29 protein-coding genes and 4 pseudogenes are annotated in these 26,823 nt (G+C 71.6%); 16 read left to right on the plus strand and 17 right to left on the minus strand.

Going from position 1 to position 26,823, the window contains the following annotated elements; all coding sequences use genetic code 11:
• Positions 1-17: 17 nt before the first annotated feature.
• Entirely contained in the window at positions 18-839 is an 822-nt protein-coding gene (gene melC2 / locus ACPXCS_RS33960) for a tyrosinase MelC2 (protein WP_425951363.1), read from the plus strand.
• Here the strand turns inward: melC2 and ACPXCS_RS33965 are convergent, their stop codons facing one another.
• Both ACPXCS_RS33965 and ACPXCS_RS33970 read right to left on the minus strand, forming a co-directional pair.
• Complete coding sequence (locus ACPXCS_RS33965; RefSeq protein WP_425951364.1) at positions 840-1,553, minus strand: ribonuclease H family protein; 714 nt, start codon at positions 1,551-1,553, stop codon at positions 840-842. It lies immediately after the preceding gene.
• Positions 1,554-1,594: 41 nt separating this feature from the next.
• Entirely contained in the window at positions 1,595-2,401 is an 807-nt protein-coding gene (locus tag ACPXCS_RS33970) for a VOC family protein (RefSeq protein ID WP_425951365.1), read from the minus strand.
• A gap of 198 nt (positions 2,402-2,599) precedes the next feature.
• Between ACPXCS_RS33970 and ACPXCS_RS33975 the strand changes: the two genes are divergently transcribed.
• The gene (locus ACPXCS_RS33975; RefSeq protein ID WP_425951366.1) at positions 2,600-3,517 is read left to right on the plus strand and encodes an SGNH/GDSL hydrolase family protein; all 918 of its coding nucleotides are present in this window, start codon (positions 2,600-2,602) and stop codon (positions 3,515-3,517) included.
• A gap of 18 nt (positions 3,518-3,535) precedes the next feature.
• The gene (locus ACPXCS_RS33980; protein WP_425951367.1) at positions 3,536-4,426 is read left to right on the plus strand and encodes an aminoglycoside phosphotransferase family protein; all 891 of its coding nucleotides are present in this window, start codon (positions 3,536-3,538) and stop codon (positions 4,424-4,426) included.
• A 41-nt stretch (positions 4,427-4,467) separates the two neighbouring features.
• Here ACPXCS_RS33980 and ACPXCS_RS33985 read toward each other — a convergent pair whose 3' ends face one another.
• Positions 4,468-4,950 carry a VOC family protein gene (locus ACPXCS_RS33985; RefSeq protein ID WP_425951368.1) on the minus strand — a complete coding sequence of 161 codons (483 nt, stop codon included), beginning with the start codon at positions 4,948-4,950 and terminating at the stop codon, positions 4,468-4,470.
• Positions 4,951-5,069: 119 nt separating this feature from the next.
• Between ACPXCS_RS33985 and ACPXCS_RS33990 the strand changes: the two are divergent.
• The 5 genes and pseudogenes from ACPXCS_RS33990 to ACPXCS_RS34010 form a co-directional block, all read left to right on the plus strand.
• A pseudogene (locus ACPXCS_RS33990) lies at positions 5,070-5,873 on the plus strand (epoxide hydrolase family protein); the annotation flags it as partial.
• Positions 5,874-6,419: 546 nt separating this feature from the next.
• Positions 6,420-6,623, plus strand: a complete 204-nt coding sequence (locus tag ACPXCS_RS33995; RefSeq protein WP_014145516.1) for a cold-shock protein — start codon at positions 6,420-6,422, stop codon at positions 6,621-6,623.
• Positions 6,624-6,955: 332 nt separating this feature from the next.
• A complete protein-coding gene (locus ACPXCS_RS34000) occupies positions 6,956-8,443 on the plus strand; it encodes a DEAD/DEAH box helicase (RefSeq protein ID WP_425951369.1) in 1,488 nt (495 codons plus the stop codon).
• 47 nt (positions 8,444-8,490) lie between these two features.
• Positions 8,491-8,898: a CBS domain-containing protein gene (locus tag ACPXCS_RS34005; protein ID WP_425951370.1), complete on the plus strand. Its 408-nt coding sequence runs from the start codon at positions 8,491-8,493 to the stop codon at positions 8,896-8,898.
• A 41-nt stretch (positions 8,899-8,939) separates the two neighbouring features.
• Positions 8,940-9,248, plus strand: coding sequence for an SCO5918 family protein (locus ACPXCS_RS34010; protein WP_425951371.1), 309 nt, complete (start codon positions 8,940-8,942; stop codon positions 9,246-9,248).
• Between the two features lie 149 nt (positions 9,249-9,397).
• Here ACPXCS_RS34010 and trhA read toward each other — a convergent pair whose 3' ends face one another.
• From trhA to ACPXCS_RS34025, 3 genes and pseudogenes are all read right to left on the minus strand, one after another.
• Positions 9,398-10,174, minus strand: a complete 777-nt coding sequence (gene trhA / locus ACPXCS_RS34015; RefSeq protein WP_425951372.1) for a PAQR family membrane homeostasis protein TrhA — start codon at positions 10,172-10,174, stop codon at positions 9,398-9,400.
• 1,003 nt (positions 10,175-11,177) lie between these two features.
• Positions 11,178-11,657, minus strand: a pseudogene (locus ACPXCS_RS34020) (ATP-binding protein).
• A gap of 24 nt (positions 11,658-11,681) precedes the next feature.
• A pseudogene (locus ACPXCS_RS34025) lies at positions 11,682-11,935 on the minus strand (DUF305 domain-containing protein); the annotation flags it as partial.
• A gap of 99 nt (positions 11,936-12,034) precedes the next feature.
• Between ACPXCS_RS34025 and ACPXCS_RS34030 the strand changes: the two are divergent.
• Entirely contained in the window at positions 12,035-12,685 is a 651-nt protein-coding gene (locus ACPXCS_RS34030; protein ID WP_425951373.1) for a hypothetical protein, read from the plus strand.
• A 330-nt stretch (positions 12,686-13,015) separates the two neighbouring features.
• On the opposite strand, the gene ACPXCS_RS34035 is transcribed toward ACPXCS_RS34030, so the two are convergent.
• From ACPXCS_RS34035 to ACPXCS_RS34050, 4 genes are all read right to left on the minus strand, one after another.
• A complete protein-coding gene (locus ACPXCS_RS34035; protein WP_425951374.1) occupies positions 13,016-13,468 on the minus strand; it encodes a hypothetical protein in 453 nt (150 codons plus the stop codon).
• Positions 13,435-14,112, minus strand: a complete 678-nt coding sequence (locus tag ACPXCS_RS34040; RefSeq protein ID WP_425951375.1) for an aldo/keto reductase — start codon at positions 14,110-14,112, stop codon at positions 13,435-13,437. The genes ACPXCS_RS34035 and ACPXCS_RS34040 overlap by 34 nt, the downstream gene beginning before the upstream one ends.
• Positions 14,109-14,279 carry a winged helix domain-containing protein gene (locus ACPXCS_RS34045; protein WP_425951376.1) on the minus strand — a complete coding sequence of 57 codons (171 nt, stop codon included), beginning with the start codon at positions 14,277-14,279 and terminating at the stop codon, positions 14,109-14,111. The genes ACPXCS_RS34040 and ACPXCS_RS34045 overlap by 4 nt, the downstream gene beginning before the upstream one ends.
• A gap of 154 nt (positions 14,280-14,433) precedes the next feature.
• Entirely contained in the window at positions 14,434-15,672 is a 1,239-nt protein-coding gene (locus tag ACPXCS_RS34050; RefSeq protein WP_425951377.1) for a PP2C family protein-serine/threonine phosphatase, read from the minus strand.
• 523 nt (positions 15,673-16,195) lie between these two features.
• On the opposite strand from ACPXCS_RS34050, the gene ACPXCS_RS34055 reads away from it, so the two are divergent.
• Complete coding sequence (locus tag ACPXCS_RS34055; RefSeq protein ID WP_425951378.1) at positions 16,196-16,849, plus strand: hypothetical protein; 654 nt, start codon at positions 16,196-16,198, stop codon at positions 16,847-16,849.
• Between the two features lie 96 nt (positions 16,850-16,945).
• Here ACPXCS_RS34055 and ACPXCS_RS34060 read toward each other — a convergent pair whose 3' ends face one another.
• The 5 genes from ACPXCS_RS34060 to ACPXCS_RS34080 form a co-directional block, all read right to left on the minus strand.
• The gene (locus ACPXCS_RS34060; protein ID WP_425951379.1) at positions 16,946-18,082 is read right to left on the minus strand and encodes a hypothetical protein; all 1,137 of its coding nucleotides are present in this window, start codon (positions 18,080-18,082) and stop codon (positions 16,946-16,948) included.
• Positions 17,965-18,864 (minus strand): hypothetical protein, encoded by a 900-nt coding sequence (locus ACPXCS_RS34065; RefSeq protein WP_425951380.1) that lies wholly within the window; start codon positions 18,862-18,864, stop codon positions 17,965-17,967. Before ACPXCS_RS34065 ends, ACPXCS_RS34060 begins: the two co-directional genes overlap by 118 nt.
• A 77-nt stretch (positions 18,865-18,941) precedes the next feature.
• On the minus strand, positions 18,942-19,547 hold the full coding sequence (locus ACPXCS_RS34070) for a hypothetical protein (RefSeq protein ID WP_425951381.1): 606 nt from the start codon (positions 19,545-19,547) through the stop codon (positions 18,942-18,944).
• Between the two features lie 5 nt (positions 19,548-19,552).
• Positions 19,553-19,855, minus strand: coding sequence for a hypothetical protein (locus ACPXCS_RS34075; protein WP_425951382.1), 303 nt, complete (start codon positions 19,853-19,855; stop codon positions 19,553-19,555).
• Positions 19,856-19,884: 29 nt separating this feature from the next.
• The gene (locus ACPXCS_RS34080) at positions 19,885-20,223 is read right to left on the minus strand and encodes a winged helix-turn-helix transcriptional regulator (RefSeq protein WP_425951383.1); all 339 of its coding nucleotides are present in this window, start codon (positions 20,221-20,223) and stop codon (positions 19,885-19,887) included.
• A gap of 239 nt (positions 20,224-20,462) precedes the next feature.
• Between ACPXCS_RS34080 and ACPXCS_RS34085 the strand changes: the two genes are divergently transcribed.
• Positions 20,463-21,191, plus strand: a complete 729-nt coding sequence (locus ACPXCS_RS34085) for an SDR family NAD(P)-dependent oxidoreductase (protein ID WP_425951384.1) — start codon at positions 20,463-20,465, stop codon at positions 21,189-21,191.
• Positions 21,192-21,667: 476 nt separating this feature from the next.
• Here the strand turns inward: ACPXCS_RS34085 and ACPXCS_RS34090 are convergent, their stop codons facing one another.
• Positions 21,668-22,342 (minus strand): TetR family transcriptional regulator, encoded by a 675-nt coding sequence (locus ACPXCS_RS34090; protein WP_425951385.1) that lies wholly within the window; start codon positions 22,340-22,342, stop codon positions 21,668-21,670.
• A gap of 175 nt (positions 22,343-22,517) precedes the next feature.
• Between ACPXCS_RS34090 and ACPXCS_RS34095 the strand changes: the two genes are divergently transcribed.
• From ACPXCS_RS34095 to ACPXCS_RS34110, 4 genes and pseudogenes are all read left to right on the plus strand, one after another.
• A complete protein-coding gene (locus ACPXCS_RS34095; RefSeq protein WP_425951386.1) occupies positions 22,518-23,369 on the plus strand; it encodes an MBL fold metallo-hydrolase in 852 nt (283 codons plus the stop codon).
• Positions 23,370-23,955: 586 nt separating this feature from the next.
• Positions 23,956-24,189: a transposase gene (locus tag ACPXCS_RS34100; RefSeq protein WP_425951416.1), complete on the plus strand. Its 234-nt coding sequence runs from the start codon at positions 23,956-23,958 to the stop codon at positions 24,187-24,189.
• Positions 24,190-24,212: 23 nt separating this feature from the next.
• Positions 24,213-25,009, plus strand: a protein-coding gene (locus ACPXCS_RS34105; protein ID WP_425951417.1) for an IS5 family transposase whose coding sequence is annotated in 2 segments (ribosomal slippage) — positions 24,213-24,546 and positions 24,546-25,009 — 798 coding nt in all. Because the reading frame shifts where the segments join, the coding sequence is not laid out codon by codon here.
• Positions 25,010-25,011: 2 nt separating this feature from the next.
• Positions 25,012-25,293: pseudogene (locus tag ACPXCS_RS34110) on the plus strand (transposase); the annotation flags it as partial.
• Positions 25,294-25,329: 36 nt separating this feature from the next.
• Here ACPXCS_RS34110 and ACPXCS_RS34115 read toward each other — a convergent pair.
• Entirely contained in the window at positions 25,330-25,743 is a 414-nt protein-coding gene (locus ACPXCS_RS34115; RefSeq protein WP_425951387.1) for a MarR family winged helix-turn-helix transcriptional regulator, read from the minus strand.
• 54 nt (positions 25,744-25,797) lie between these two features.
• On the opposite strand from ACPXCS_RS34115, the gene ACPXCS_RS34120 reads away from it, so the two are divergent.
• Positions 25,798-26,556 carry an alpha/beta fold hydrolase gene (locus tag ACPXCS_RS34120; RefSeq protein ID WP_425951388.1) on the plus strand — a complete coding sequence of 253 codons (759 nt, stop codon included), beginning with the start codon at positions 25,798-25,800 and terminating at the stop codon, positions 26,554-26,556.
• The last annotated feature ends 267 nt before the right edge of the window (positions 26,557-26,823 follow it).

Genomic DNA, 26,823 nt, shown 5'->3' on the forward strand with positions numbered 1-26,823 from the left:
ACCTGGAGCACCCGCACATGGCAGTCCGCAAGAACCAGTCCGCCCTGACCGCCGACGAGAAGCGGCGTTTCGTCGCCGCGCTGCTCGCACTGAAGCGCAGCGGCCGCTACGACGAGTTCGTCACGACACACAACGCCTTCATCGTCTCCGACACCGACGACGGCGAGCGCACGGGACACCGCTCCCCGTCCTTCCTGCCCTGGCACCGAAGATTCCTCCTGGAGTTCGAGCGGGCGCTGCAGTCGGTGGACGCGTCGGTGACGCTGCCCTACTGGGACTGGACCGTCGACCGGTCGCCGCGCGCCTCGCTGTGGGCCCCCGACTTCCTCGGCGGCACCGGGCGCGAGCGGGACGGACGCGTGTCGGACGGGCCGTTCGCCGCGGCCGCCGGGAACTGGCCGATCAGTGTCCGCGTCGACGGCCGGACGTTCCTGCGCCGCTCGCTCGGCACCGCCGTACGGGAACTGCCGACACGGGCCGAGGTGGAGTCCGTGCTGGCCATGCCGACCTACGACATGGCGCCCTGGAACAGCGCCTCGGACGGCTTCCGCAACCATCTGGAAGGGTGGCGGGGCGTCAACCTGCACAACCGCGTCCACGTGTGGATCGGCGGGCAGATGGCCACCGGCGTCTCGCCCAACGACCCGGTGTTCTGGCTGCACCACGCGTACATAGACAAGCTGTGGGCCGAGTGGCAGCGGCGCCACCCCGGCTCCGGCTACCTGCCGGCCGCGGGCACGCCGAACGTCATCGACCTGCGCGAGACGATGCGGCCCTGGCACGACACGAGCCCGGCGGATCTGCTGGACCACACGCCGCACTACACGTTCGACGCCTGATCAGACCGTTGCGCCCGTACGGCACTCGGGGTGGCCCCAGCCGCTGTCGTTCTTCGCGATGGGCTCGCCGGCCGCGTACGCGCGGCCGCACTGGCAGCGGCCGGGGAACTTCGCCTTGATCGTGCGCGTGGAGCCCTTCGCGACGGACGTCTTCGCCGTCCGGCCGGCGCCGCCGCGCGCACGGGGGCGCGGGGCCTTGGCCGGGACGTCCGGGGCGGGCGGCGGCTCGGGCGAACCGAGGCCGCTGCCCGCGGGCTCCTGCACGGTGGCGGCCTGGCTGGCGGCCCGGTCGGCGAAGTCGTTCAGCCGGTCGCCGTCGACCTGGTGGGCGGGCACGTAACGGAACTCGACCGAGCGGCCGTCGAGCAGTTCGTCGATGCGTACGACGAGCTCCTGGTTGGCGACCGGCTTGCCGGCGGCCGTCTTCCAGCCGTTGCGTTTCCAGCCGGGCAGCCAGGTGGTGACGGCCTTCATGGCGTACTGGGAGTCCATCCGGATCTCCAGCGGCACGTCCGGGTCGACCGCGGCCAGCAGCCGCTCCAGGGCGGTGAGCTCGGCGACGTTGTTGGTGGCCTTGCCGAGCGGCCCGGCCTCCCAGCGCACCGGGCTCCCGGAAGCGTCGGCCACCACCCAGGCCCAGCCGGCGGGCCCCGGGTTTCCCTTCGAAGCCCCGTCGCACGCGGCCACCACACGTTCACGCATGGACCCGATCATGCCATGGCCGCGCCGGCCGCCCGGCCGCCAGGGGCAGGCGGTCAGGACACGTCGGTCAGCTTCGGCATCTCGCCCTCGGTCGTGGTGATGTCGATCAGCGACAGGTGCGCGCCCTGCGGGTCGCTGATCGAGGCGAACCGGCCGAACGGGGTGGTCATCGGGCCGAACCGCAGCACCCCTCCGAGCTCGGTGGCCTTCGCCACGGCCGCGTCGCAGTCCGCCACGGTGAAGTAGACGTTGATGTACGGCGGCATCTCGGGCGGGAACTCCTCCGTCATCCTCATCCGGCCGAGCACGCTGCGTTCGCCCAGGTCGTAGACGCGGAAGTCCGTCTCGCCGTCCTCCATGTCCCGCTGCCGGTAGGAGAAGACCGCGGGGAAGAAGGCGTCGGACGCGGCGGGCTCGCGCGTGAAGACCTCCGCCCAGACGTAGGCGCCCGGTTCGGCCATCGCCTGGAAGCCCTCGTGGGTGCCGGCCTGCCAGAGGCCGAAGACGACGCCGCCCGGGTCGCGGGCCAGGCACATGGTGCCGAAGTCGCCGACCCTCATCGGCTCCATCAGCACCTGGCCGCCGTGGTCGCGGACGCGTGCGGCGGTGGCGGCGGCGTCCTCGGCCGCGAAGTACAGGCACCACTGCGACAGGCCCTCCTCGCCGTCCTGGCCCGGCATGGGCGGGACGACGGCGGCGACGGCCTTGCCGTTCGCGTAGGCCTCGGTGTAGTTGCCGTACTCCGTGGACGACTCGGCGAAGGTCCAGCCGAGAAGGGCGCCGTAGAAGCTCTTGGCCCCTTCCAGGTCACGGAACATCGCGTCGGCCCAGCACGGGCTTCCTTCGGGTTGCACGGCCATGGCTGCGGCCCTCTCCGGACGGGGGAACGGTCCGGTTCCTCACGCTAGTCACCCCGGGTCGGGCCCGCGCGCCGAGCGAGCGGGGACGGCCGGTGCGCGAGCGGCGGATCACGCGGAGTGTCCGGCGGACGCCTTCCCCCCGGCCCCCGGCTGTGCTTGCCTGAGTGCCGTTTCGCTGACCGGGGCGGGAGTTGCCGTATGCGCGGGCCGTGGGTCGTGGGAGTGCTGGTGGCCGGGCTGCTGCTCGGCGGGTGCGGGGATCCGGCGTCGGCACCGGGGGATCCGGTGCCGGCCGCGCCGCGCGCGTCGGCCCCCACCCACCAGCGCGCCCCTGCCTCCCCGGCCTCCCCCGCCTCCCCGGCCGCGAAGCCGCGGAAGGCGCCCCGGGTGCTGTACCTCGGCGACTCGCTGGCGATGGAGAACCAGAAGGTCCTCGGGCAGGAGCTGCGCCGGGAACTGCGGGCCGCCTACACCAGCGCCCCGTACTCCGGGACCACGCTCTGCGACTACCTGGAGGGCACCGCCGAACGGTCCCTGGTGCCGGCCGCCGACAAGGCCGCCGCGCTGGTGCGCCGGCTGCGGCCCGACGTGGTGGTGCTGCAGTTCTGGGGGAACTCCTGGGGCTACACGCCGTGCATGGACGGCATCACCCACGACGGGTCCCCGTCCCGGTACTTCGCCCGGTACGCCGCCGACGCGCGCCGGCTCGCCGGGCAGATCGCCGCGGCCGGGCACGGCACGGGCCCGAGGATCGTGTGGGTGGCGCAGGGCCCCGACCCGATCACCCCCGACCGGGTCCGGCGCGTCAACGCGCTCTACGCGCAGCGGGCGGCGGCCTCCGGCGGGCTGGTGGCGGACGCCGGGAAGGCGGTGAGCCCGGACGGCGGCCGCCACACCTGGACGCAGTACCTGCCCTGCACGGCCTTCGAACGGGCCCGCCCCGGCTACTGCACCCAGCCCGCCCGCGACCGGACGGCCCTGCACCGCGACGACGACCACCTGCACTTCTGCCTCGCACCGACGACGTCCCGGCCGAAGCCCTGCCCGGTGCGCTCCCCCGGCATCCTGCGGATCGTCCGCGAGATCGTGAAAACCGTTCGACAGTCGGCGCGCTGACCGGTCGAATGCTGCGCCATGGGCACGGTACGGATGCACGCGGACGAGGTCGACATCGATGCCCGGCTCGTCCGGCGGCTGGTCGCCGGGCGCTTTCCGCAGTGGGCGGGGCTGCCGCTGCGGCGGCTGGCGTCCTCCGGGACGGAGAACGCCATGTTCCGCCTCGGTGCGGACAAGGTCGTGCGGCTGCCCCGGCACCCGCGCGCCGTCGAGGCCGTCGAGCACGAACTGCGCTGGCTGCCCCGGCTGGGCCCGCGGCTGCCCGTCGCCGCGCCCGTACCCCTGGGCCGGGGTGAGCCCGGCGCGGACTTCCCGTGGCCCTGGTCGGTGTACGGCTGGTTGGACGGGTGCAATCCGGTGCCCGGGGCGCTCGACGCGCCGGAGCTGCTCGCCCGGGACCTGGCGTCGTACGTCGGGGCCCTGCGCCGCGTCGACGCCTCCGACGGGCCGGCCGGCCACCGGGGAGTGCCGCTGGCGGCCCGGGACCGCTCCGTGCGGGAGGCGCTCGCGCTGCTGACCGGGCGGGTCGACACCGCGGCGGTGGTCCGCCGGTGGGAGGAGGCCCTCGGCGCGCCGGAGCACTCCGGGCCGCCGGTGTGGGCGCACTGCGATCTGATGGCCGGGAACCTGCTGGTCACGGGTGGACGGCTGAGCGCCGTGATCGACTACGGGACGGTCGGCACGGGTGATCCGGCCGTCGACCTGATCAGCGCGTGGTGCGTGCTGCCCGCCGCGGTCCGCGGCCTCTTCCGGGAGGCCGTGGGCGCCGGGGACGCCGAGTGGGCGCGCGGCCGCGGCTGGGCCCTGTCCATCGCGGTCGTCGCGCTGCCGTACTACTGGGAGACGAACCCGCCGGTCGCGGAGAACTCCCGGCACGTGATCGCCGAGATCCTGGCCGAGACCGCGTGAGGGACGTGACCGGCGCGGCCGCCCTCGCGACAGGCGGCGGGTCACGCGCCCGCGTAGGCCCTCTCCAGGGCGTCGATGTCGAACTTGCCCATGGCCATGAAGGCCTCGGTGACACGGGCCGCCGTCCGCGGGTCGGCGTCGGTCAGCATCTCGTCGAGCCGGTCCGGGACGACCTGCCAGGACACGCCGTACCTGTCCTTGAGCCAGCCGCAGGGGCCCGGCTCGCCGCCGTCCTCCGTGAGCCTGGTCCAGTAGTAGTCGATCTCCTCCTGGTCGGCGCAGGAGATCACGAAGGAGACCGCCTCGTTGAACCGGAACTGGGGGCCGCCGTTGAGCCCGAGGAACCGGTGGCCGTTGGCCGTGAACTCGACCGTCATCACGCTGCCGGCGGGCTGCCGTGCGCCCTCGGGGTAGCGCGCGACCTTGCCGATGCCGGAGTTCTTGAAGATCGAGACGTAGTGGTGTGCCGCCTCTTCGGCCTGGCCGTCGAACCAGAGGCAGGTGGTGAAGCCGTCGGTCGCCATGGGGTTCCTCCCGGAGCGTGGATCGCTGTCATGGATGTCGACCCTCCGGCGTCCCGGAACTCATCGGCCCGCGGGAAATCCGTTCGGCGGCGCCGAGTCCCGCGCCTAGCATCGCGGCCATGACGATCTCCCCGCCGGACGGCGACGCCATCCGCCCCTTCCGCCTCGACGTCCCGCAGCGCGACCTCGACGACCTCCACGACCGGCTCGACCGCACCCGCTGGCCACAGGAGCTGCCCGGCACGGGGTGGGCGTACGGCGTGCCGACGGGGTATCTGCGGGAGCTGGCGACGTACTGGCGGCACACGTACGACTGGCGGGCGGCGGAGGCCCGGCTGAACGCGTGGCCGCAGTTCACCACCGTCATCGACGGGGCGACGGTCCACTTCGCCCACGTCCGCTCCCCCGAGCCGGACGCCACCCCGCTGATCCTGACGCACGGCTGGCCCGGGTCGATCGTGGAGTTCCTGGACGTGGCCGGGCCGCTGGCCGACCCGGCCGCCCACGGGGGTGATCCGGCCGACGCGTTCCACGTGGTGATGCCCGGCATCCCGGGCTTCGGGCTGTCCGGGCCGACGACCGACACCGGCTGGGAGGCGGGCCGGGTGGCCGACGCCTGGGCCGAGCTGATGCGGCGGCTCGGCTACGAACGGTTCGGCGCGCAGGGCGGCGACTGGGGCGCGGCGATCTCCCGCGAACTGGGGCGGTCCCACCCCGACCGCGTGCTCGGTGTGCATCTCAACCTGCTGCCGGGCGCCCAGGCGGTCACCGAACCGACCGAGGAGGAACTGGAGTCGCTCGGCGCCGAGGAGCGCGAGCGCACCCTGACCTCGTGGCGGCGCTGGCGCGACTGGTCCCGCGACGGCACCGGGTACGCGGTCCTGCAGTCGTCCCGGCCGCAGACCCTCGCGTACGCGCTCACCTAGCAGCAGGCGGCGGCGCAGGGCGGTGGTGTCGCGGGGTCGGGGCGCGGCAAGCGCCTCGTAGGTGGCGTTCCAGGCGGCTTGCCTCTGCATCAGAAATCGGACACGCCCCGACTCGAGCCGTGGTTGGAGGTCGCGACCGGCATGGTCGGCGTCATGGCCGGGCCTGTCTACCTCACAGCGGTGCGACCCGTGCAGTAGCGGAGAGCACGGCGGGGGTGGATCAGGCGAGCGCGGCACGTGAAATATCGCGTCGCCCGGGTGGGGAAATATCTGTGCCCGCGAGCTGAGATTTCACCGGAGTATGCGGATAGATTCTCTGCCGAAATAAGCAGGGTGGCGTTGTTCACCCCACACTGGCTGCTGCGGCGTGCTACTGTCGATCTCAGTTGCAGTTGTGGTTCCCGAAACAAGTGCTCCGGTCGGCCCTGTGTCACTGGAAGCTTTTTGCATCTCCGGTCTTTTTTCCGGGCGGGGTGATCATCGCGGCGACACGTGGTTCGCACGGTGCGGATCCCGTATGTACTGCCCCAAAGGAGAAATGACATGGCTGCTGGTACCGTGAAGTGGTTCAACGCGGAAAAGGGCTTCGGCTTCATCGAGCAGGACGGTGGCGGCGCTGACGTGTTCGCCCACTACTCGAACATCGCCGCCCAGGGCTTCCGCGAGCTGCTGGAGGGCCAGAAGGTGACCTTCGACATCGCGCAGGGCCAGAAGGGCCCGACGGCCGAGAACATCGTTCTCGCCTGACGCTGACTGTCACATACTTGCAGCTGGGGCCCGCATCCCTCGGGGTGCGGGCCCCAGCTGCATGCTTTTCCCGCAGTGATTTCGCCTGCGGATGACAACCCGGACATAGTTGGCTCACCGCCCACGGATCAACCTTCGAGGGTGCAGAAGCATATCTTCTAGCTACAGCGCAGTGACGCTTCTGCTATCGAGGCCACGCCGCCCCCAATCATTCCAGTACCTGCGCCCACACAGCATTCCTGTTGGCCAGACATCGGTTCATTCTTGCAATTCTTTGTGCTGCTCATCGCTCGGGAATTCCTTGATATGTGCCGCATCGAGGAAGGTTCCGCATGAACCGCACACGCACGAACGACCGCTACACCCGCAACGGCAGCACCGACTCGGGAACGGGCGGCAGCCGCTTCGGTTCGTCGACCAGGAGCCGCTCCGGCAGGCCGAGCCGTTCCGGCGGTCAACGCCGGCCCGCCGGGGTTCAGGGGGAGTTCGCGCTGCCCCGGACGATCACGCCCTCGCTTCCCGCCGTGGAGGGCTTCGCCGATCTGGACATGCCCGGGGACCTGCTGGCCGCGCTCGGCAAACAGGCTGTGACCGTGCCGTTCCCGATCCAGGCCGCGACCCTGCCGAACTCCCTAGCCGGCCGCGACGTCCTCGGCCGTGGCCGCACCGGCTCCGGCAAGACCCTAGCCTTCGGCCTGGCCCTGCTGGCCCGCACGGCCGGACGGCGGGCCGAGCCCCGGCAGCCGCTGGGACTGATCCTCGTCCCCACGCGTGAGCTGGCGCAGCAGGTCACCGACGCGCTCACCCCGTACGCCCGCTCCGTGAGGCTGCGGCTGGCCACCGTCGTGGGCGGGATGTCGATCGGCAAGCAGGCGAGCGCGCTGCGCGGTGGCGCCGAGGTCGTCGTCGCCACTCCCGGTCGCCTCAAGGACCTCATCGACCGCGGCGCCTGCCGGTTGGACCAGGTCTCCATCACTGTCCTCGACGAGGCCGACCAGATGGCCGATATGGGCTTTATGCCGCAGGTCACCGCCCTGCTCGACCAGGTCCGCCCGGAGGGCCAGCGCATGCTGTTCTCCGCCACCCTCGACCGCAACGTCGACCTGCTCGTGCGCCGTTACCTCAGCGACCCCGTCGTGCACTCCGTCGACCCCTCGGCGGGCGCCGTCACGACGATGGAGCACCACGTGCTGCACGTCCGCGGTGCTGACAAGCACGCAGCCACCACCGAGATCGCCGCCCGCGACGGCCGCGTGATCATGTTCCTGGACACCAAGCACGCTGTCGACAGGCTGACGCAGGACCTGCTCAACAGCGGGGTACGGGCCGCGGCCCTGCATGGCGGCAAGTCCCAGCCGCAGCGCACCCGCACCCTGGCGCAGTTCAAGGCCGGACACGTCACCGTGCTGGTCGCGATCAACGTCGCGGCGCGCGGCATCCACGTCGACAACCTCGACCTCGTCGTCAACGTCGACCCGCCGAGCGACCACAAGGACTACCTTCATCGCGGCGGCCGCACGGCCCGCGCCGGCGAGGCCGGCAGCGTCGTCACGCTCGTCACACCGAGCCAACGCCGCGGCATGGTCCGTCTCATGTCGGACGCCGGGATCCGGCCGCAGATCACCCAGGTCAGCTCCGGCGACGAGATCCTCAGCCGGATCACCGGAGCCCAGACCCCGACCGGCATCCCGGTCGTCATCACCGCCCCGGTGGTCGAACGCCCCAAGAAGCGCGGCGCCACCTCTCGCGGCCGACGCCGCCCCACCCCGGCTCGCCGTCGTGCCCCCGCACTCCAGTCCGCGGTCGGTGCGGCCGCCTAGAAGTGCCCGTCGGTCTCGAGCCCCGCCCGTCTGCGCAGGAGGCACCCTTGACGCTGGAACAAACGCAAGATCGCTCCGAAAGCGCTCGCCCATCGCACTGCTGCACGGTGATCGACGTCATGGACGCGGCCGGCCCGCAGGTCTGGTACGACATGACCGTCGAGGTGGCGCTGTCCGTCATGGCCGCCGCCCGTGCGCAGCATCTCATCGTCTGCGACGAAGACGCCCGGTGCGTCGGCCTGGTCACCCATGCCCGACTCACCGCCGTCCGGGACAGCTCCGGATACACCGACCGGCTCCGCCTCGGTGACATCACCGACGACAGAGGGCCCTTCATCTCACCCTTGGCCACGAAGGAAGAAGCCGAGAACGCGGTGCCCTTCGGGCGGCTCGGGCTGGTGCCCGTGGTCGACAACCACGGTAGCGCCCTGGGCGTCCTCGCTCTCTCCCGCTGAACCGCGGTCAGCCCCGTTTCCTCTTCTGCCTGTGAGGCATCATGCGCTGTGTCATCGCCCGCTTCCCGTTCGACCTGACCAAGAGCGGCGTGCTGGAATCGATGAAGGGCGTCACACCCGAACCGGTCACCGGCGAGTCCGTGATCATCGGACGACGCCACTACCCCGCCAAACAGGTCGGCCAGGTCATCACCCGCCAGGACCGCCGCGACTTCAGCGCCGGCGAAGTCCTCAGGGCCATGGCCCGGCTCGGCTTCACCTGCCGTACCCTCCCCGAGGCCGCACCCGCCCGCATCGAAAATCCGCTGCAGCGGGCTTCCGCGATGCTCGGCGCCCCCCTGTCCGTCTGACCGCCGCGACAGGCGCGCGCTGACATCAGAACAGCAGTGAGGGCCCGACCGGCGTGCCGGTCGGGCCCTCACTGCATGCCACACTCTCCGGCCGGTGCGCGAGTGGGGGCGACGCCCCCGTGACGCAGGGGCGATTTCTCCAGCTGGGGTCAGTAGACGGCGAGGGAGATGGCTATGTAGTGCGCGGTGAAGGCTGCCACGGTCAGAGCGTGGAACACCTCGTGGAAACCGAACCAGCGCGGCGAGGGGTTGGGGCGCTGAACCGCGTACACCACCGCTCCCGCGCTGTAGAGAAGACCGCCGGTCACTATCAGGGTGACTACGGCCGCTCCGCCGGTGTGCAGGAAGTCGGGCAGGTAACGCACCGGTGCCCATCCCAGGGCCAGGTAGCAGGGGGTGTACAGCCAGCGGGGAGCGTTGACCCACAGGACACGAAAGGCGATACCCGCCAGCGCGCCCGTCCACACGATCCACAGCAGCAAAGCCTGCCGGTCAGGGGAAAGGAGCACGGCCAACGGCGTGCAGGTTCCCGCGATGATCAGGAAGATGTTGGCATGGTCAAGACGCCGCAGAACGGCCTCGCCCAGTGGCCCCCAAGTGCCCAGATGGTAGACGGCGCTCGTTGCGAACAACAGCCAGGCAGTCACGGCGTACACGGCGCAGGCCCAGGTCGCCGGCGTCCGGGCCAGGCAGACCAGGACGATGCCGGCACTCAGCGACGCAGGGACCATCGCGGCGTGGAGCCAGCCACGCAGCTTCGGCTTGACCGGCTCGACCAGGTCCGCCGCCCACCCGGCCAGGTCGGCAACAGGACGAGAGTTCGCCCCGGCATCGCCACGGTGTGATCCGCCCGCGAGGCCGGCTACAGCCTCCCCCGCCACAACTCCCTGTGCTGTCTCGGTCCTATGGGCATCATCGAAAACCATCCGATCATGCTAAAAGTTTGCCCGAAACAGCCTTGCCGAAGGTCGAGCTCCCACCGCCAGACCGCCATCGCCAGGCGGGACGAGTGCTGCCATCAAGGAAAGGCGCCGCTCCCGGCCGCCTGCCACCGCTGGGGCACTGAAAGCCACCCAAGTCGGCTGACCCAGGCCGCGGAACACGGTCGCGGCGTGCGTCTGTCGCCCCTGTGTCCTCGACCTCGTCGCAGAGACCGCTACCCTGCCCCCAGGGCTTGCCGCGTACAGACGGCGCCATGCACCGGGCGCAGACTGGGTACGGATGGTTGCGGTCCATGGGCGACGGCGCATTGTCTGCAGGTCAAACTTTCGGCATCTCGGCCCACACACGGGCGGCCATTGCCTCGGCCTCGTCCTGTGGTGTCCCCGCCCGCACCAAGATGATCCCGCGAGACTGGTCCGGGAACGTGACCTCCCGCATGGCCGTACCCAACGGGCCCGTCGGATCGTCCGACATGACGCCTCCCTTCGGCGGCTGCCGCCCACGTTAAAGGGATGCTGACCGAAAGACGAGGACCCTCGCCCAGACGGAGGACAGCCCTGGGTCGCAGACAGCATGGGATCACCTGCCATCTGACGGACACCCAGCAGCACGGTTCCGGCAAGGACGTCACGCTTTGGACCACGGCCTCCGTCGACGCGATCGTCCCCGCCCACCCCGAGGTCGGGCGGGAGCAGCTGCGCGCGGTCCCCAAGGTCGGCGCTCCCCGCCCGCGACGCTGGCGAAGCAGGCAGCCGCGGCATGACATCGACAGGCCCAGTTCGTTGACGGGACCGCGAAGCAAGGGAGAAGCATCCGGGGCCGGTTGGGCCCGAGGCTCTGTCGTTCCGGCCTTGCTCACGGCAAGGCAGCGGGCGCAGTCCATGCGGCAGGCGTCGGCCGCGCTGACCGAACACGGCTCCGGGCATCTTGGACTGAGTCCCGCATCCGGGAGCTCCGTGGCCAACCGCCACCGGATCTTCGAGGGCGCTACATGGGGCTGCGGCCTGCGATGGCCCCGCCGGGGTCGTCCAGCAAGGCGATGCGTGCGGTGATGCGCTTGCCGACCGGCTCGCGCTGGACCTCGAAGCCCTAAGCGACAGCCATCACGATCTCCAAGCCGTGCTGTCCGACCCGCCCGGCATCCGCGGCCCGGGCCACCGGCAGCACCGGCTCGGAATCCCACACCACCACCTCGACCATGTCGCTGACGATGCGCAGGTCCATCAGCACCGGGCCGGGCGCGTACTTGCGGGCGTTGGTGACCAGCTCGCTGACCACCAGCTGCGTCAGATCCATCGCACGCTGCGAGACGGGCAGGCCCTGCTCGGTCTGCACTCGGGTGAGGAACTGCGATGCCAGGTGGCGGGCCTGGGCGATGACCGTACCGTCACCTTCCAGGGCTACCGTGGTCTGCACAGCCTGCTCGCCTGGTGCGGTGCCGTCCTCATCCACAGGGACTGCTTCCATCACGGCCCGCTTTCGCTACCCCGTTCACACCCCCGCGCGTACCCGCGCCCGCACGGTACACGCATGTCGGCCATGAGTTTGTTGAGCCTCGACCATGCCTTGGGCCAGGCGTTCCTGGGGAGCTGTGCACTGCTGAGCGCAGCCGCGTGCCATGTCGACGCCGCCGTTGTGGTGGTCGGTGAGCGGAGGTAGAGGATCTCGGCGTCTCTGGCGTCGGTCTTGCGTAGTCGGTCGAGTTCGGTGTTGGTAGCCCTCCCAGGCATCAGGGAGCCGTCCCGTTCCTGAACGGCACCCTCACCCCGGCGGAGGTGACCGCCGGGGCCAACGTGCAGGTCTGATGGCTGTGCCCCGCCGGACACGACCCTTGGTCCGCCCAGGTGGCGCACGTGTTCATGGGCAGGCAGGGCTGCCCGCGCTGCCGGAAGCGGACAAGCGTCTCCCGGCAGGAGACGGAACTGTTCGCCGAACTCCAGCTCGTCCTCACCGGCGGAGAGCAGCAGTACCCGCTGCAGACGCCGCACAGCCGCTACCGGCGCGACATGATCTTCCCGGCGGACCACGACCAGGCCGTGGTGGTGGAGTTCGACGGCTCGTACTGGCACCGCGACGCTGAGGAACGCGATCGGCTCAAGGCGGAGGCCGTAGAGCACCACCGGCCTGGCTGGATGGTGGTGCGGGTACGTGAGGAGCCGCTGCGACCAACCCGGCTTGGCGACGTGGTTGTGCCGTACCTGGCCGACCCGTTCACGGCCGCCAGCATCGTTGTCGAGCACCTGATGCCGCTGGCGTCGTGGTCCGACGACACCCGTCAGCGTGCGCGCGCCTATCTCAAGGGCGGCCGCCGTCTGGGAGCTGCGCTGGCCCAGCGTCTGATCAACGAGCGACAATCCGCTGCTCCTCCGGCCGATGACCGACCGGCCCGCGCCTCAGTCCGTCTCAGGGCGGACCGAGGGCGTGCAGTCTGCCTTGTGGTGAGGGCCGGGCTACTCGGCCACGTTGCCGGGGTCAGGCAGCGCTGCATCAGGTGATCGAGGCCGAGCGGGAAGACCGCCAACTGCCGCAGGCCCCGGAGCCGGAGGCGCGGCCAGATCATCTGGTGGACCTGATGGCCGCGCTGCAGGAGTCGGTCGACAAGGCCCGGGCGGCGCGGGGCGAGACGGGCGAGGCGACCAGCGGGAGGCGCCGGCCATACCGGCGAAGGAGGCCGCGGTGCGGAAGAGGCCGGGGAAGGCGACCGCCCGGGCGGCGTCCTCGAGGAGCGCCGCGCCCTCGGGCCTTCAGCGAGGTACACCAGCACGCTGACCTGCCGTGGTCGGGCTGCGCAAGACGCCTGGTACGGCACGTCAGATGCGGCGGGCTTAGCGGCGGCGAAGTTCCTCGGACCAGTCCCGGAGCGGGCCTTCGAGGATGAGGTTGTCCCCGCGGCTCACGGTCTGGAGCAGCTGGGCGCACACGGTCGCTTCGGCGGCGAGGCCGGCCGGGCTGCCCAGGACGGGGAAGGCGTCGCGGACGCGGGTGGCGACGGCTTCCTGGAGCAGCGTGTAGGCGTAGAGCAGGGCGGCGTCGAACTCTTCCGGGGCCTGCCCCCAGCCTTCCCGGTCCAAGATTCGCAGAGGCGCGGTGAGGTTCGCCCACTGCAGGTCGGCGTGGGCGGTGGTCCAGCAGGTGACGGCGGGGGCCGGGATGCCGACGAACTCGGGGATCGTTCGGTCGATGTACTGCTGTCGTACGGCGATGCGGTCAGTGACAGTTGCCGACGCTTTCTCCAGCGTCTTGGTCAGGTCGGCCCACCAGGAGTCCGGCAGCTGCACGTGGTGCTGGAGGATCGGGTCGTCGGACAGGACGGGCTGGTCGAGGACGATCGGCGCATCATCACCAGGCTGACGGGCAGCTGGGCCGCGACCAGGTGGTGCTTTCCGCCGGCGGCTTCGGCGGCCGGAGCGAGCAGCTCCCCCACCGTGAACGCTTCTTCTTCCAGGCCCGCCCAGGTGGCGACCCCGTACCCGGCCACGAGCCCGGCCGTCGTTTCCTCCTCCAGGACCACGAAGGCGTCCCGCATCGCCTGGTGCAGGGCGAGACGGTCGCCGGGGTGGGCCCGCTCGGGGTTGTGCAGCAGGACCAGGTCGAGCCGCTCACGTCCGAGCTGCTCGCGGTTGCGGCGGATCTGCCAGCGCACGTAGCCCGGGGCGAGGCTGTGCCCGGCCACCGCCGGGTCGGCGGTGAGCACCCCGGCGTTCACGGCGTCGGTGCCGGTGGCCGCCGTGAAGTACCCCGCCTTGGTGGAAACCCGCACCGCCGGGTGCGCAGCCAGGGCGGGGGCCAGCAGGGTCTGCGCGCGGCCGGTGGCGTGGTTCGGGGCGGTGTCGATCCACTGCACGCCGGAGGCGGCCGCACAGGCAGCCGCCTCCGGAATCGCCCGGCACCGGTAGGTGCCCAGAGCGAGTTCCGCTGTCACAACAGGCTCCCCACCACGGCGGCCTGCCCGGCAACGAGCTCCTGGACCAGCCCGGCGACGTCCTCCAGGCCGAGGCCGGCTGTTTCCGCGAGCGCGCCCAGGTCGGCGGTGCGGCCGTCGGCCAGCGGACGCAGCACCGCCTCCGCCTCGGGCGCGAACTCGAACACGCTGCGGCAGCGCCTCCGGCCGGTGGCGCCACCCCGCACGCTGGCACCGCGCCCGCCCCGGCCTCTCCCCCGCCGACATCCCGGCCTTCTGACGGCGACGTTGCGCAGCAGGGGCCTCCCGCTGCTTGGCCGGGTCGCCGCCAAACGCCCATGGTCAATGCCCGGGAGTGGTCCGTCCCGCCCTTGACGCGTGTGAGGCGTCGGTGAGGTCGGCGCCGGTGGCGGCGTCCCGCTCGAAGTGGTTGGTGCCGTGCCAGTCCAGGCACATGACGGTCGCGTCGTCCTGCAGGTGGCCCTCGTTGGCGTCGACGATCGCCGCGATGAGGGTGCGGGCGGCCTCGCGGGGATGCAGCGCGCGGGTGCGCACGATCAGGTCGGACAGGTCGAGGCTGCCTGCGTTGTGCTCCAGCATGCCGTCGGTCAGCATCACCAGCCGGTCCCCCGGACGCAGGTCCAGCGACTGGACCCGGTAGGTATGAGGGGCGTCGAAACCGAACGGCATATCGACAGCCGGAGTGATCTCCCGCACCTGACCGTCCCGCATCCGCAGCGGCCAGGGGTGCCCGGCGTTGACGAACTCGGTCCTGCCGTCGATCAGGCTGATACGCAGGAGCTGGCCGGTGACGTAGCCCTTGTGGCCGTGCTCGCGCATGGCCTGGTCGGCCTGGCGGGCCTGTTCGGCGAGATCGGCACCGGCCCGCCGGGCCCGGCGCAGGGCGCCCACCGCAAGGGTGGCCAGCAGCGCGGCCTCGACATCGTGCCCCATGGCATCGGTGACCGAGAGCTGGACGGTGTCCCGGTCGATCGCGTAGTCGAAGGTGTCACCCCCGACGTGGTCGGCCGGCTCCAGCGCCCCGGCCACCGCGAACTGCGCCGCCTCGCACGCCAGCGACGCCGGAAGCAGCCGGTGCTGGATCTCCGCGGCCAGACTCAGGGGCTTGGTCCGGCGGCCCCACTGGTACACGTCGGTGAAGGACCGGTTCGCGATGACGATGTACGCCAGGGCGTGCGCGGTCTCACCGATCTCCCGCATCACCTCCGCGTCCGGCGCCACGGGCAGGAACAGTTCGAGGAGCCCGATGGCGTCCCCGCGGTTGGTCACCGGGGCCACGATCCGCACCAGACCACCCTCGCCCTTGTCCTCCACGCCCGGCCGCTGGGTACGGATCACATCGTCGTACAAGGTGCCCCGCAGCGTGATCCTCCGGGCGGGTTCGTCGGTGTCCACGCTGCCCGCCGCCCCCAGCCGCACGACCGAACTGCCGGTGAAGTCGGTGATCAGGAACGACACCGACACCGCCCCGAGGCGCTCCTGGAGCATGCGCGCGACCACATCGAGCGACTCCACCGGCGCCGCGGCCTCCGCCGCCTCCAACGTCCCCGCCAACGTCAACGCCCTGCCCCGGCCATTTTGGCCCTCGGGAAGCGGAGGGACCCGCCCGCCATCCGGCTCTCCTACAGTCACAGCGACTCCTCCATTGCACGATGCCGCAGGACTTCGCCTGGTGGCGCGGGAAATCAGTACCGATCCTGGTACCCGGACAGGTCACATTGCACCACCGAGCCCGGCGTCTGCCATCTTCATCTGGTCAGCGAGGTGATCCGGAGGAAGGGCGCTGGGAGGACCGAGGTCCGCATCGGCGCCCGCCCCCTGGAGCAGTGGCGGGCTCTCGGCTAGCGGGAGACGGTGGTGTGCTTCTGCTGCTGGCACGGTATCGACACACCCGTGGGCACGAAGGTGCCGCTGCTGGCCCGCGGCCGGATCGGTGGACTGGTCCGGCCGCACTTCGCCCACCCGGCCGGCATGACCCCACCCCGCGGGTACCACCGCGAGACCGTCTGGCACATCAACGCCAAGAACCGGCTCGCCCGCTGGGCGGCTGCCCAGCGGGCGTCGCTCAGGTGCGAATGGAGCGGTGGACCGAGCAGCGCAACCGGCGCGCGGGCGTCCACGTCGTCCTCGACAACGGCGCCGCCTGGCGCTGGAGGCCCAGCGGGAGCTGATCACCGACGAGCTGTGGCAGGCCCGGCACCGCGACTACGCCGCCGGCGTACGTGACGTGTGGTTCATGCGCCCGGACACCCGCATCGGGCACGTGCTGTTCGCCGAGGGCACCCCGGCCTGGACGCTCTATCACCGCGACGAAACAGCCGAAGCCCGGCACGGGGAGCCCCACGAGCGCGGCCCGCTGTGGTGGACGAAGGACCTGCGCCTCTTCGGCCCGCACCACCCGCCCTGCGCCGGCGACCCAACCGTGCGCGAACGCTTCCCGCTCGCCGACCTCGGCCTAGACGCCGACGGCGTGACCTTCCCGCCCGCGATGACCAAGCGCCTGGCAGAACAGGCCGCCCGCGTACGGCAGGAGGCCGACCAGGCCCGACGTCAGCAGGAACAGGCCGAGCGGCGGCGCCACGAAGTCGCCACCCGACCGGCCCGGCCCTGGAAGCCCACTCCGCTGCCCCCCGTGCAGCCGGTGCCCCGGCCCGCGGGCGGAGGCCCGTTCTGCGAGGTCTGCAACCGCCCGCTCGCAGAGTTCCTGCTGCGCTACGGACGGCACATCCTGTGCTGAACAAGGGCCTTGCCAACGGCCTTCGGGGTAGTCGGCAGCGCGTTCGGCAGCCTTCTGCGGCGGTCTACGGCGTGGCCGCTCCCGCCGGACAGTTCGTCAGCCGCCCGTTCCCGGTGCCTCATCCCACGACGACCGCCGCAGCTCCCCTGCGACGAGCAGCCCGCCGACGCTCAAGGAAACGGGCAATCCGGCCAACCGAAGCCACGACGCGGCCGGCGATGGCCTGTGCGAGGAGATCCGGTACAGGGCGGTGCGGTGGACGGCGGTGAAGTCGGGTGCGTAGCGGTGCAGGGCGGGCAGCCGTACGCCGATTGAGGTGGCCACCGCGTCCTGGACGGCGGCCGTGGGAAGGGCGTCGCCACCGCCGGGGAGCACCTCGGCCAGCATCTGCGCGGGCCTGGTGGACGGCGTGCTCGAGCAGGCACCCCAGTGCCCGCACCCGCGGATCCGACCCCAGCAGTGCCGGATCCTCCCGGCTCCCGGCCGCGGGGGCAGGGCCCGGGCCGGCCGGGTCGCCGGCAGAAGCCAGGCCTTCCCCAGCCTGTTGGGAGCGGGCGGTGTGTCGGGGGCTGGCCGGGCCAAGGCGGCCGCCAGGGCGTGCAGGTGGGCCAGGACCTCCTGCTCCTGGCCGGCGTCCAGGGCGGTGTCCGTGCGCCATGCGGTGGTGAGCAGGTCGAACAGGGCCTGGTCGACGAAGAGCCGCCCGTCGGCCCGGCCTGCGGCAGCCGGCTGGACGGCGGGCGGGCGGCCAACGGCGCGGACGAGGCCGAGGGCCGCGGTGACGGCGCCGGCGAGCGCTTCGCCGGGGAAGGCGCCGGGGCGGTCGGCCTGGCACGCCGCCGCAGCGAGGGAGAACGCGCCGAGCTTTGGGGCCTTGAGGGCATTCAGGACCGCGGGCACTTCGCTCGTCCACGCGGCCGGGTCGGCGGCGACGAGTCGGTGCAGGACCATCGCGTAGCCGCCGTCGCTGGCGTCCGGCGCCGAGGCCAGCGCGGCGGCGCCGGCCGTCGGCCCACGGGATTCGGGCAGCTCGGCCAGGTCCTCGGCGGTCAGGATGGTCGCCGTGACCGGCACTGACGCGGGGACGGTGCGCGGGTCCGCAGGTCCGGCGGGCTTCAGGCGGCGCACCCGCGCCAGCACCGGCTCCCAGCCGGCCAGTACGCGCTCGGGTAGGAGCGACGACCAGGCCCACACCCGCAGCCACGAGGCGAGCGGCTCCTTGGTGCCGCCCACCTGCCGGCGCCAGTGGGAAGGGCACTCTCCAGCTCGGCGGACGGAGGAGGCGCACCGAACGCGGTGCGCACCCGTGTCCCCAACTCCCCAGCGCGCTCGGGCGGGCAGGCGCCGAAGACTAGAGAAGCCAGGCGGGCCGGCTCCGGTGCGGCCCCGGCGGCCACCAGGCGTGGTGTGAGGGCGATCGCCTGCTCCCACCATGTGTTCCCGTCCCCGGCGCCGGCGGTCGCTGGGGACGGGCCAGCCGCGGGGTGCGGGTGGCCGGGAGGCGAGGCGGCCATCAGGCGGTCGTGGAGCCGGGCTTCGACGCCGGCCAGCCGGCAAAAGGCGCGCGTGCGCGCCGGCCTCGGCCCGCCGTAGGCGGCCGAATCACTGGCGTGCACCCGGGTTAGGTCGCCACCGAAGACCAGCGACCGGGACGCGGCCGGCAGCAGGGCGACGTCGCGGGCGAGCAGGCCAGCCAGCACCGCCCAGATCATCGCGACGTCCCGGTGCGCGGGGTTGCCGCGGTCGGCCGGGTAGGCCGTCACCGCCAGCTCACGCAGCAGCACCACCACCTCGGAACCGGGCAGCCGGGCCGCGGCTGCCTCGGTCATCTGCTCCCGCAGCTTCTTCTCGTGCGCCTGCGCGGCCGCCATCGCCGCTTCGGCGGCGGCCGGATCCCCTGCCACCGCCTGCTCCTTGGCGGCGTCCTCGGCGGCGGCCACCCGCTCGGCGACGGCCCGCAGCGAAAGGTGGCCGGTGTGCTCGTCTTCGACAGCGCGGGCCAGCAGCCCCTCCACCGCGATAATCCCATCCCGTGTCCGTCCGGCCCGCGGGACCGTACGGGCGCAGCGGGCAGCCCGGCGCAGCGTCGCCCCTACCGCAGGGCCCCCGCCGACGCGCACCGCTGCGGAGTCGGCCAGGACGGCGCGCATCGCCGCGGTGCCGACGACATCGCCGTGGCGCAGCGCGAGGCCCAGCAGCGCGTCCAGAGCCGAGCGGCCGGCCGCGGCCACCTGCTGCGCCCGGCTGACCGTCGGGTCCTGGCCAGCCGGCGCGGCGGGCCACGCCCGTACGGCGTCCGGGTCGGCGCCGGCAACGTGCTCGAGGAACGGCGCGGCCGGCCACTGCCCGCCGGCCGCCCGGTCCGCAGCAGCAGATGCGGGGCGTGCTCGGCCAGGACGCCCAGCCACACCGGCGCCGGGCCGGAGCGGAAGAAGTGCGCCTCGGCGCGCGGGTCCGCCCAGCGGGCGAGCTCGGCCGCCTCGCCCGCGCCCGGCTGCATCAGGGCGGTGAGCTCAAGGACCCGGGCCGCGCGCTCGGGCAGATGCACCAGCAGCTCCCGGGCCGCGTGCAGGAGTTCGGTGCAGAGCAGGACGGCGTCCTCGCGGCCGGCGCTACGGCCGTGCAGAATGCCCGACGCCGGCCCATGGACGACACCCCACACGTCAAGTGCCCTCTCCTGGGCCGCGCCCAGTGTCACGCCCGTCAGCCGCTCGATGACGCCGCGGGCTCGGCCCCGGTGGGGTAGCCGCCCGGGCGTTCCAGCTCACCGCGTAGCACCGTGGCCGCTCCCGCAACCCGGTCCCACACCGGGCCCACCGCCGCCAAGCCTGTCGGAGCACTGGAGTTGTCGGCGGCGCCTGAGGCCGGCGGCCGGACAGCGTCCAGCAGGTCCTGCGCCGCGGCCTGCAAGCCCCCGCTCTCCGGGGCGCCGGGCAGTTTCAGCAGCGTGCCCGCCGCGGACCGCACACACGCCGCAGCGAGAGCGGCGAGGATGACCTGCAGCATCTCTGCGGAGTAGGGGCCTGGGGCGGGGATCAGGGCTGTGTTCGTGCTGAGTGGGCGTCGTAGCGGCGTCGGTTGTTGTTGATCTCTTGTCGGTGTGTGGTGGCCCATTCGGCGAGGGCGGCGACGGAGTCGAGCAGCGTTGCTCCGAGTGGAGTGAGTGCGTAGTCGACGCGCGGTGGAACGCTGGGGTGCACGGTCCGGGTGAGGAGACCGTCGCGCTCGAGTTGCCGCAGGGTCAGGGTGAGCATGCGCTGTGAGATCCCTGTGACCGCGCGGTGCAGTTCGCTGAAGCGCAGTGTTCGGTCGCGGAGTTGTCCGATGACCAGGATGCTCCACTTGTCGCCGATCAGGGCGAGAATCTGCAGCACCTGTCGGCATACCTCGTCGTCCGGCTCGCGACCGCCTGCGTCTTCTTGCGACCTGGCCGGCGAGGTGCTCCCGGGGGGCGTCATGGGTTACCTCCATGTGCGTCACCGACATGAATGTGCCGTCTTGTCACCGGCCGGGCGGTGACAAATCATGCTGCTACTAACAAAGAGTAACTGCCTGGCGGTCTAGTCGCGGCTGTGTACCCAGCCCAACCGCTGTGGCGGGAGGGGACGTTGTGGTGGCGAGGACGCTCGTTATTGTCGGTGCCGGCCCGGGGCTGGGGAGGGGCGTGGCCCGGGCTTTCGGCCGCCACGGCTTCCAGGTCGGACTGATTGCCAGAAGCAAGGACACCTTGGACGCTCTGGTGGGCGAGTTGGCCGAGTTCGGCGTCACAGCCGCGGCGTTTCCCGCCGATATCCGGGACCGTGACGCGCTGACCGGTGCCCTCGGCAGTGCCGCAGCGGAGCTGGGACCGGTCGATGTCCTGGAGTACAGCCCCAGCCCGACCGGAGCGATCACGGCCGCCGCGCAGACCACTGCGGCCTCTGCCATCGCGCAGTTCGAGCTGCATGTGCTGGGCGCGGTGACGGCCGTAGGACACGTACTGCCGCAGATGCGCGCCCGTGGCGTAGGGACACTGCTGCTGACCACCGGCGTGTCCTCCACGATCGCCGCACCGTTCCTGGCCAACGTAGGCCTGGCCATGGCTGGCTTGCGCAACTGGGCACATGCCCTGCACGCCGAACTTGGCCCCGAGGGAATTCACGCGGCCACGGTGACGATCGCCTCCGGTGTCATCCCCGGCGACGAAGTGGCCGATCCTGATGCCATCGGTGCGCGCTACTACAGCCTGTACCAGCAGCGGGACCGCGTGGAAGAGGTCATTGGCGACCTGGAGGCATTCCGCGCCCTCGTCGCCAAGCGGGCAGACGGGCATGGCTCGCCGGCTACGGCAGCGGCAGGCTAGGCGGCATCCTCGCCTCGCCACAGCGTTCGACGGAACGCTGTGTTCGAGACCATGAGCGACGGCCATGGTGAACGCCTCGCGGTCCGCGGGATGCCGGGCGGGATCGGACAACACGGGGATCGTCGCCCTGTGCTGGTCGTGGGAGGCTCGTACTCGAACGCTCCGAGAAGCACCCGCTCCTGCAACTACGGATGAGGCCGGCTTGGCGCTGTCGTCCGCGGCGCCAGGTCGACCCGTGCAGAACGTCGTCGACGGGTGCGGGCCGGCGGTCGGCGAGGCGGATGATCAGGCGGTCGGATCTCGAGGGGACTCGGGCACCCTCCTCGTGCCCGCCCCCCGCTTGCGCAGCAGGTGGGCGGGTTCCTTCCCCGAGCGCCGTCACCGCTGGGAGCGAGTGGCCTGCGGAGGGGTGCCGGGGCGTCGGCCTGTGCGGCCGGTGTGGAACACGTCGAGGCCGGCCGGGGGCTCGGGGACGGTCACGGTGCGGCCGTGGTGAGGGTGCCCGCGATCAGGGTGGTCACCATGTCTTCGAGAGTGGGGACGAAGTCCATGCGCAGGACCGCGAGCGAGGGATCGGCCTCGTAGGCGGCGAGCATGGCCTTGGAGGACTGGGCGTGGGTCCACACCGCGCCGATCACCAGGACGGTCTCGGCGCACAGGCGCTCGGTGTGGCCGTCCAGTTCGGGCAGATGGTGACGGGCCAGGGCGGAGAGGGCGGCGACGTTGGCGAGGGCGGCGCGCTTGTAGCGGGCGGCCACGTCGGGGGAGACGTTGTGTTCCAGGACGCCGGCCTGGGCGCTGAGCAGGTCGCACAGCACCCTGTTCTGTGCGAGAGAGCGGGCCATGACGGAGGCGAAGGCGCGGCCGCGCTGGAGCACCGGGGCGTCCGCCGGGAGGGCGGCGTCCAGCCGTCCGGGCAGCTCGGCCGTCCACCGCTGCCAGTCGCGGTCCAGCAGTTCCAGCAGGATGGCCTCGCGGGACTCGAAGTAGCGCAGCACGTTGGACTTGGCCAGGCCTACCCGCCGGCTCAGCTCGTTGAGGCTGACCGCGCTCACCGGCATCTCGTCGAGCATGGCTGCCGCGGTGTCGAGGATGGCGCGCCGCCGGATCTCGCGCTGTTCCTCGTTGCGGGCGCGCTGGAATTCCACCATGCCCCCATGTTACAGACCGTCGGCCCGTTGACAGGAGACCGACGGTCTTTTAATCTCCAACGGTAGAGACCGCCGGTCTGATGTATCGGTGGCTCACGGCTTCCCCTTACCGGGCCCGGGGCGTGGGCGGACCGCTCGGCTCCGCGCCGGACCCGTACCAGGAAAGGACCTGATCATGGCGACGTCCCTCAAGGTCGGCGGCATCACCGTCACCGCGCTCAGCGACGGAGTGAGCCACCTGCCCCCGCTGTTCTACCCGGGTCTGGACTTCGGCGCCCGCCCCGGTCTTCTGCAGGCCGACGGCACCCACCACATCCCCGCAGGTTGCTTCCTGATCCGCGGCGACGGGTTCACGGTGCTGGTGGACGCCGGCATCGGGCCGGCGGACATCCCCTTCCCCGCCGAACTGGCGGCCGCCACCGGCCTGGACCCTGCCCCGGAGACCATCGCGGCCGGCGGGGCACTGCCCGACGCGCTCGCGGCGGAAGGTGTGACACCGCAGGACGTGACCACGGTCTTCCTCACCCACCTGCACGCCGACCACGTCGGCTGGGTGGCCCCCGGCGGGAAGCCGTTCTTCCCGAATGCCACAGTCGTCTACGGAGCAGCCGACTGGGACGCTCTGATCGCGCCCGCGCCTGCCGAAGACCCCGCCCGGAAAGGGATGGAAGGTGCAAGGGCCGCCGGTGTCCTGCGGCCCGTCGACACCCCGACGGTGCAGATCGCCCCCGGGGTCGTCGCCCATCACACTCCCGGTCACACCCCCGGCCACTACATCGTGCGGATCGCCGACGGAGGCCAGGAGGCATACCTCCTCGGGGACGCCGTCCACCACCCGCTCCAGCTCAACGACACCGGCATCTCCTTCCTCTCCGACGCCGACGCCGAGCACGCCCTGAAGACCCGTGAGGAACTCCTCGCCAGGCTCGCCGGACACGATGTGGCCATCGGCATGGACCACTTCCCCGGCCTGGACTTCCAGCGCATCGGCCTGGGCGAGGACGGACGGGTCTGGATCGACGCGTGAAGCCCTTACGGCCGCGTCGCACCACGCCCCGGACGGCGAAGGCCCCGCCCTCGCGCACAGTCCGGCCCACGGGCCGGCTCCCGAAGCGCGACCGGGGCGGCATGCCGTGATCTCGGCGCTTCGGCCGGTGAGTCCAGGGCGTCACCGGCGAGCGGAGCGAACGCTGCCGGCCCGGCCGGTCCCGCGAAGTCACTGCCCGGACCGGAAGCGCGTCGTCACGGGGACGAGGGGCGAGCCGCGGACGGCCCGCTCGCCGGCCGCGGCAGTCCGTGGCCAGGGCGAGCAACTGCCCCACCGTGTGAGCCTCTTCTTCCAGGCCCGCCCCGGTGGCATCGCCGCAACCCGCCACGCTTGCGGCCGCCGCCTCCGTCTCCGTCCCCCGGACGACGCCGGGGGGCCGGTGACTGAGCTTGTCATGTAACGACCGGCGTCGAAGCCGGCTCGAACTTGATCAGCGTTTCCGCAGTTCGGCGGACGTGTAGGCGGCCTTCGTCTGATCCTGTGCTCCGTCACAGAGTGGATCAGCGCGAAGGCCGTGGTCGTGAGTTTGGTGCATCAGGAAGCCCTGCGGGAAGCGTTCGCGGAAGTGTCACACTTCCGGTCGGAACTGTACGCGTGCCTGACCGCGCGGGGCGACGCGTTATTCGAGTTGTGCGACGCGCTGCTGTGCACGGACGGGCCGGTACGGACGCTGGTCGATCTCGCGCTCGCGCCTGAACACCGCTGTGGGCAAGGGGCTCTGTACGGAGGGCTTAGAGGTCCTAACGGAATGCGGGTGAGTCGTGACCTCTGGCTGGAGGACGCAGTTGCTTGGGTGTGAGGAAGCGTGATCCCCAACCGTGGCTGGTCGATGACGAGTTGTGGTCGCGAATCGAGCCGTTGCTGCCTGTGCGACAGCGTCGGCATCGGCACCCTGGCCGGAAGGCACTGGATGACCGCAAGGTGCTGTGCGGCATCCTGTTCGTCCTCTACACGGGTATCCGGTGGGAGTGGCTGCCCGCCGAGCTGGGCTTCGGCTCCGGCATGACGTGCTGGCGCAGGCTGCGGGACTGGAACAACGCCGGGGTCTGGCAGCGCCTGCACGAGGTGCTGCTGGCAGAGCTGCGGGCCGCCGACCGGCTGGACATGTCGAGGGCGGTGATCGACAGCTCCCACATTCGGGCGCTCAAGGGCGGCCCAAAACCGGTCGGAGCCCGGTCGACCGGGGACGGCCGGGCTCCAAGCACCACGTGATCTGCGACGCCACCGGCATCCCGCTCGCGATGACGCTGACCGGCGGCAACCGCAATGACGTTACCCAGCTCATGCCGCTTCTGCAGGCGGTCCCACCGATCCGCGGCAAGCGGGGGCGGCCGCGGCAGCGACCGCGGGAGCTCTACGCAGACCGCGGCTACGACCATGACTGCTACCGCCGCCAGGTCTGGGCGAAGGGCATCAAGCCCGTGATCGCCCGCCGCGGCACCGACCACGGTTCTGGCCTGGGCACCAAGCGGTGGGTGGTCGAGCAGACGATCGCGCTGCTGCACTGGTTCGGCCGTCTGCGCATCCGCTGGGAGATCCGCGATGACATCCACGAGGCGTTCCTCAAGCTCGCCTGTTCGCTGATCTGCTGGCGACGCCTGCGAACCGCATTCCGTTAGGAGCTCTTAACCACGGCAGGATCGACGTCGCCCGGCTGCGTCGGGCCCTGGCCGGGGTGCCGTTGCCGCGGGCGGCGGACGGCCGGCTCGTGCTGGCGGTGGACGTCTCGCCGTGGCTGCGACCGGACGCCAACACGTGCGCTGACCGGGCCTTTTGCCACACGCTCGGCCGGGGCGAGGGCAAGCACCAAATGGTGCCCGGCTGGCCGTATTCGGTGGTGGCCGCTCTGGAGACTGGCCGCACCTCGTGGACGGCGGTGACCGCCGCGGCAACCGTTCCTCCACGTGGAAGGCTCCTGCAGACCGCCAGCGATGTCTTGTCAGGCCTCCCCGGTGAGTTCCCGCAGGATTCGAAGCAGTTGCGCGCGTTGTGCCTCGTCGAGAGGTGCGAAGAGGTCGTGCAGCACGCCGATCGCCAACTGCCGCCCCTCCATGAGTGCTGCACGCCCCGCTTCGGTGAGGGCATGCTTTAGCCGTCGCCCGCGGCCTGCGGACCGAGCGATGAGTCCAAGGTCCACGAGCCGGTTCGCGAGGGTGCCGAACGCCTGATCGCTCTGGAAGGTCGCGACAGCAAGCTCGTGTCCGGAGGCGCCCGGCATGCGCTCGATGGCACGCAAAGCGTCCCACTGGACGAGGCTGACCCCGATGTCGCGCAGCGCGGCGTCCATCGTGCGGTGGTTGCGGTACTGCGCACGCTTGATCGCTTGCCCGAGGGCTTCTAGGTCGGTCGTCATGGTGCTACGGTATCAACAAGTTTAAATAAACATGTTGATTCATCGAGGAGCATCATGCACATCCCCGTCGTTCAGGCCGGCGCCCCCGGGTCACGCACGGCACTCGTGCTGCACGGCGGTGGCGGGCCCCGCACCGTCCTGCCCATCGTGGAGCACCTCGCGGCCACCACACACGCCTTCGCGCCGACGCACCCCGGCTGGGACGGCACCGCGCGACCCGACTCCATCGGCTCGGTCGCGCAGCTGGCGGCCGCCTACCTCGCGCGCCTGCTGGAGCACGGTGAGCGAGACGTCGTTCTGATCGGTTCCTCGATCGGCGGGTGGATCGCACTCGAGATGGCAATTCAGGCCGCCGGAGACGAGCGGTACGCCGGACTGATCGCGTCGGTGGTCGACATCGACGGCGTCGGTGCGGTCGTGGAAGGCGAGCCCGTCGCGGACTTCTTCGCCCTCGACGCCCGCGGGCTCGCCGAAGCCGCCTGGCACGACCCGGAGCGCGGATACGTCGACCCGGCCGGCTTCACCGATGAGCAGCGCGCGATTCAGCAGGCGAACGGACGCACGATGGCCGCCGTCGCCGGCACGAGCATGAGCGACCCGACGCTGCTCGGCCGGCTCGATGCGGTGAACGTTCCGACGCTGGTGGCATGGGGCGCTAGCGACCGGATCGTCACACCGGCATACGGACGGGCTGTCGCGCAGGCGATACCGGGCGCGCAGTTCGTGGAGATCCCGGCAGCCGGGCACCTCCCCCACCTGGAGGCCCCCGACGCGACCTGGGCGGCGATCGACCCATTCCTGGCGAAGTCATAACCAGAGCGCGGAACGGGTCAGAGCTGGCCCGGCACCGAGGCGGGGCAGCGGTCAGGTCAGGGGTGCGCACAGCACGGCTACATCACCGCGGGCTTGTGCAGGTGCGTCCGGAGGCGGCGCGCGCTCCGGCCTCGGCCGCGCGGCCTTGCACGTCCGACACGTCGAATACGAAGCGGCGGCGGACGGCGCTTCGCCAGAAGCGAGAGGCGCTCCTGTGTAGTACAGCAGGAGATCCGGCCTGCCTCGGGCCTCAGCCGCCGCGTTCCA

Origin of the sequence: Streptomyces sp. DT190 (assembly GCF_049846985.1) — a bacterium.
GTDB lineage: Bacteria > Actinomycetota > Actinomycetes > Streptomycetales > Streptomycetaceae > Streptomyces.

Excerpts from the sequence above, each read along its gene's own strand:
- ACPXCS_RS33985 (WP_425951368.1), bottom strand. The coding sequence starts at position 4,950 with ATGGCGACCGACGGCTTCACCACCTGCCTCTGGTTCGACGGCCAGGCC.
- ACPXCS_RS33965 (WP_425951364.1), bottom strand. The coding sequence starts at position 1,553 with ATGATCGGGTCCATGCGTGAACGTGTGGTGGCCGCGTGCGACGGGGCT.
- ACPXCS_RS33975 (WP_425951366.1), top strand. The coding sequence starts at position 2,600 with ATGCGCGGGCCGTGGGTCGTGGGAGTGCTGGTGGCCGGGCTGCTGCTC.
- ACPXCS_RS34120 (WP_425951388.1), top strand. The coding sequence starts at position 25,798 with ATGCACATCCCCGTCGTTCAGGCCGGCGCCCCCGGGTCACGCACGGCA.
- ACPXCS_RS33970 (WP_425951365.1), bottom strand. The coding sequence starts at position 2,401 with ATGGCCGTGCAACCCGAAGGAAGCCCGTGCTGGGCCGACGCGATGTTC.
- ACPXCS_RS34075 (WP_425951382.1), bottom strand. The coding sequence starts at position 19,855 with ATGCTGCAGGTCATCCTCGCCGCTCTCGCTGCGGCGTGTGTGCGGTCC.
- ACPXCS_RS34010 (WP_425951371.1), top strand. The coding sequence starts at position 8,940 with ATGCGCTGTGTCATCGCCCGCTTCCCGTTCGACCTGACCAAGAGCGGC.
- melC2 (WP_425951363.1), top strand. The coding sequence starts at position 18 with ATGGCAGTCCGCAAGAACCAGTCCGCCCTGACCGCCGACGAGAAGCGG.
- trhA (WP_425951372.1), bottom strand. The coding sequence starts at position 10,174 with ATGGTTTTCGATGATGCCCATAGGACCGAGACAGCACAGGGAGTTGTG.
- ACPXCS_RS33980 (WP_425951367.1), top strand. The coding sequence starts at position 3,536 with ATGGGCACGGTACGGATGCACGCGGACGAGGTCGACATCGATGCCCGG.
- ACPXCS_RS34000 (WP_425951369.1), top strand. The coding sequence starts at position 6,956 with ATGAACCGCACACGCACGAACGACCGCTACACCCGCAACGGCAGCACC.
- ACPXCS_RS34115 (WP_425951387.1), bottom strand. The coding sequence starts at position 25,743 with ATGACGACCGACCTAGAAGCCCTCGGGCAAGCGATCAAGCGTGCGCAG.
- ACPXCS_RS33995 (WP_014145516.1), top strand. The coding sequence starts at position 6,420 with ATGGCTGCTGGTACCGTGAAGTGGTTCAACGCGGAAAAGGGCTTCGGC.
- ACPXCS_RS34095 (WP_425951386.1), top strand. The coding sequence starts at position 22,518 with ATGGCGACGTCCCTCAAGGTCGGCGGCATCACCGTCACCGCGCTCAGC.
- ACPXCS_RS34090 (WP_425951385.1), bottom strand. The coding sequence starts at position 22,342 with ATGGTGGAATTCCAGCGCGCCCGCAACGAGGAACAGCGCGAGATCCGG.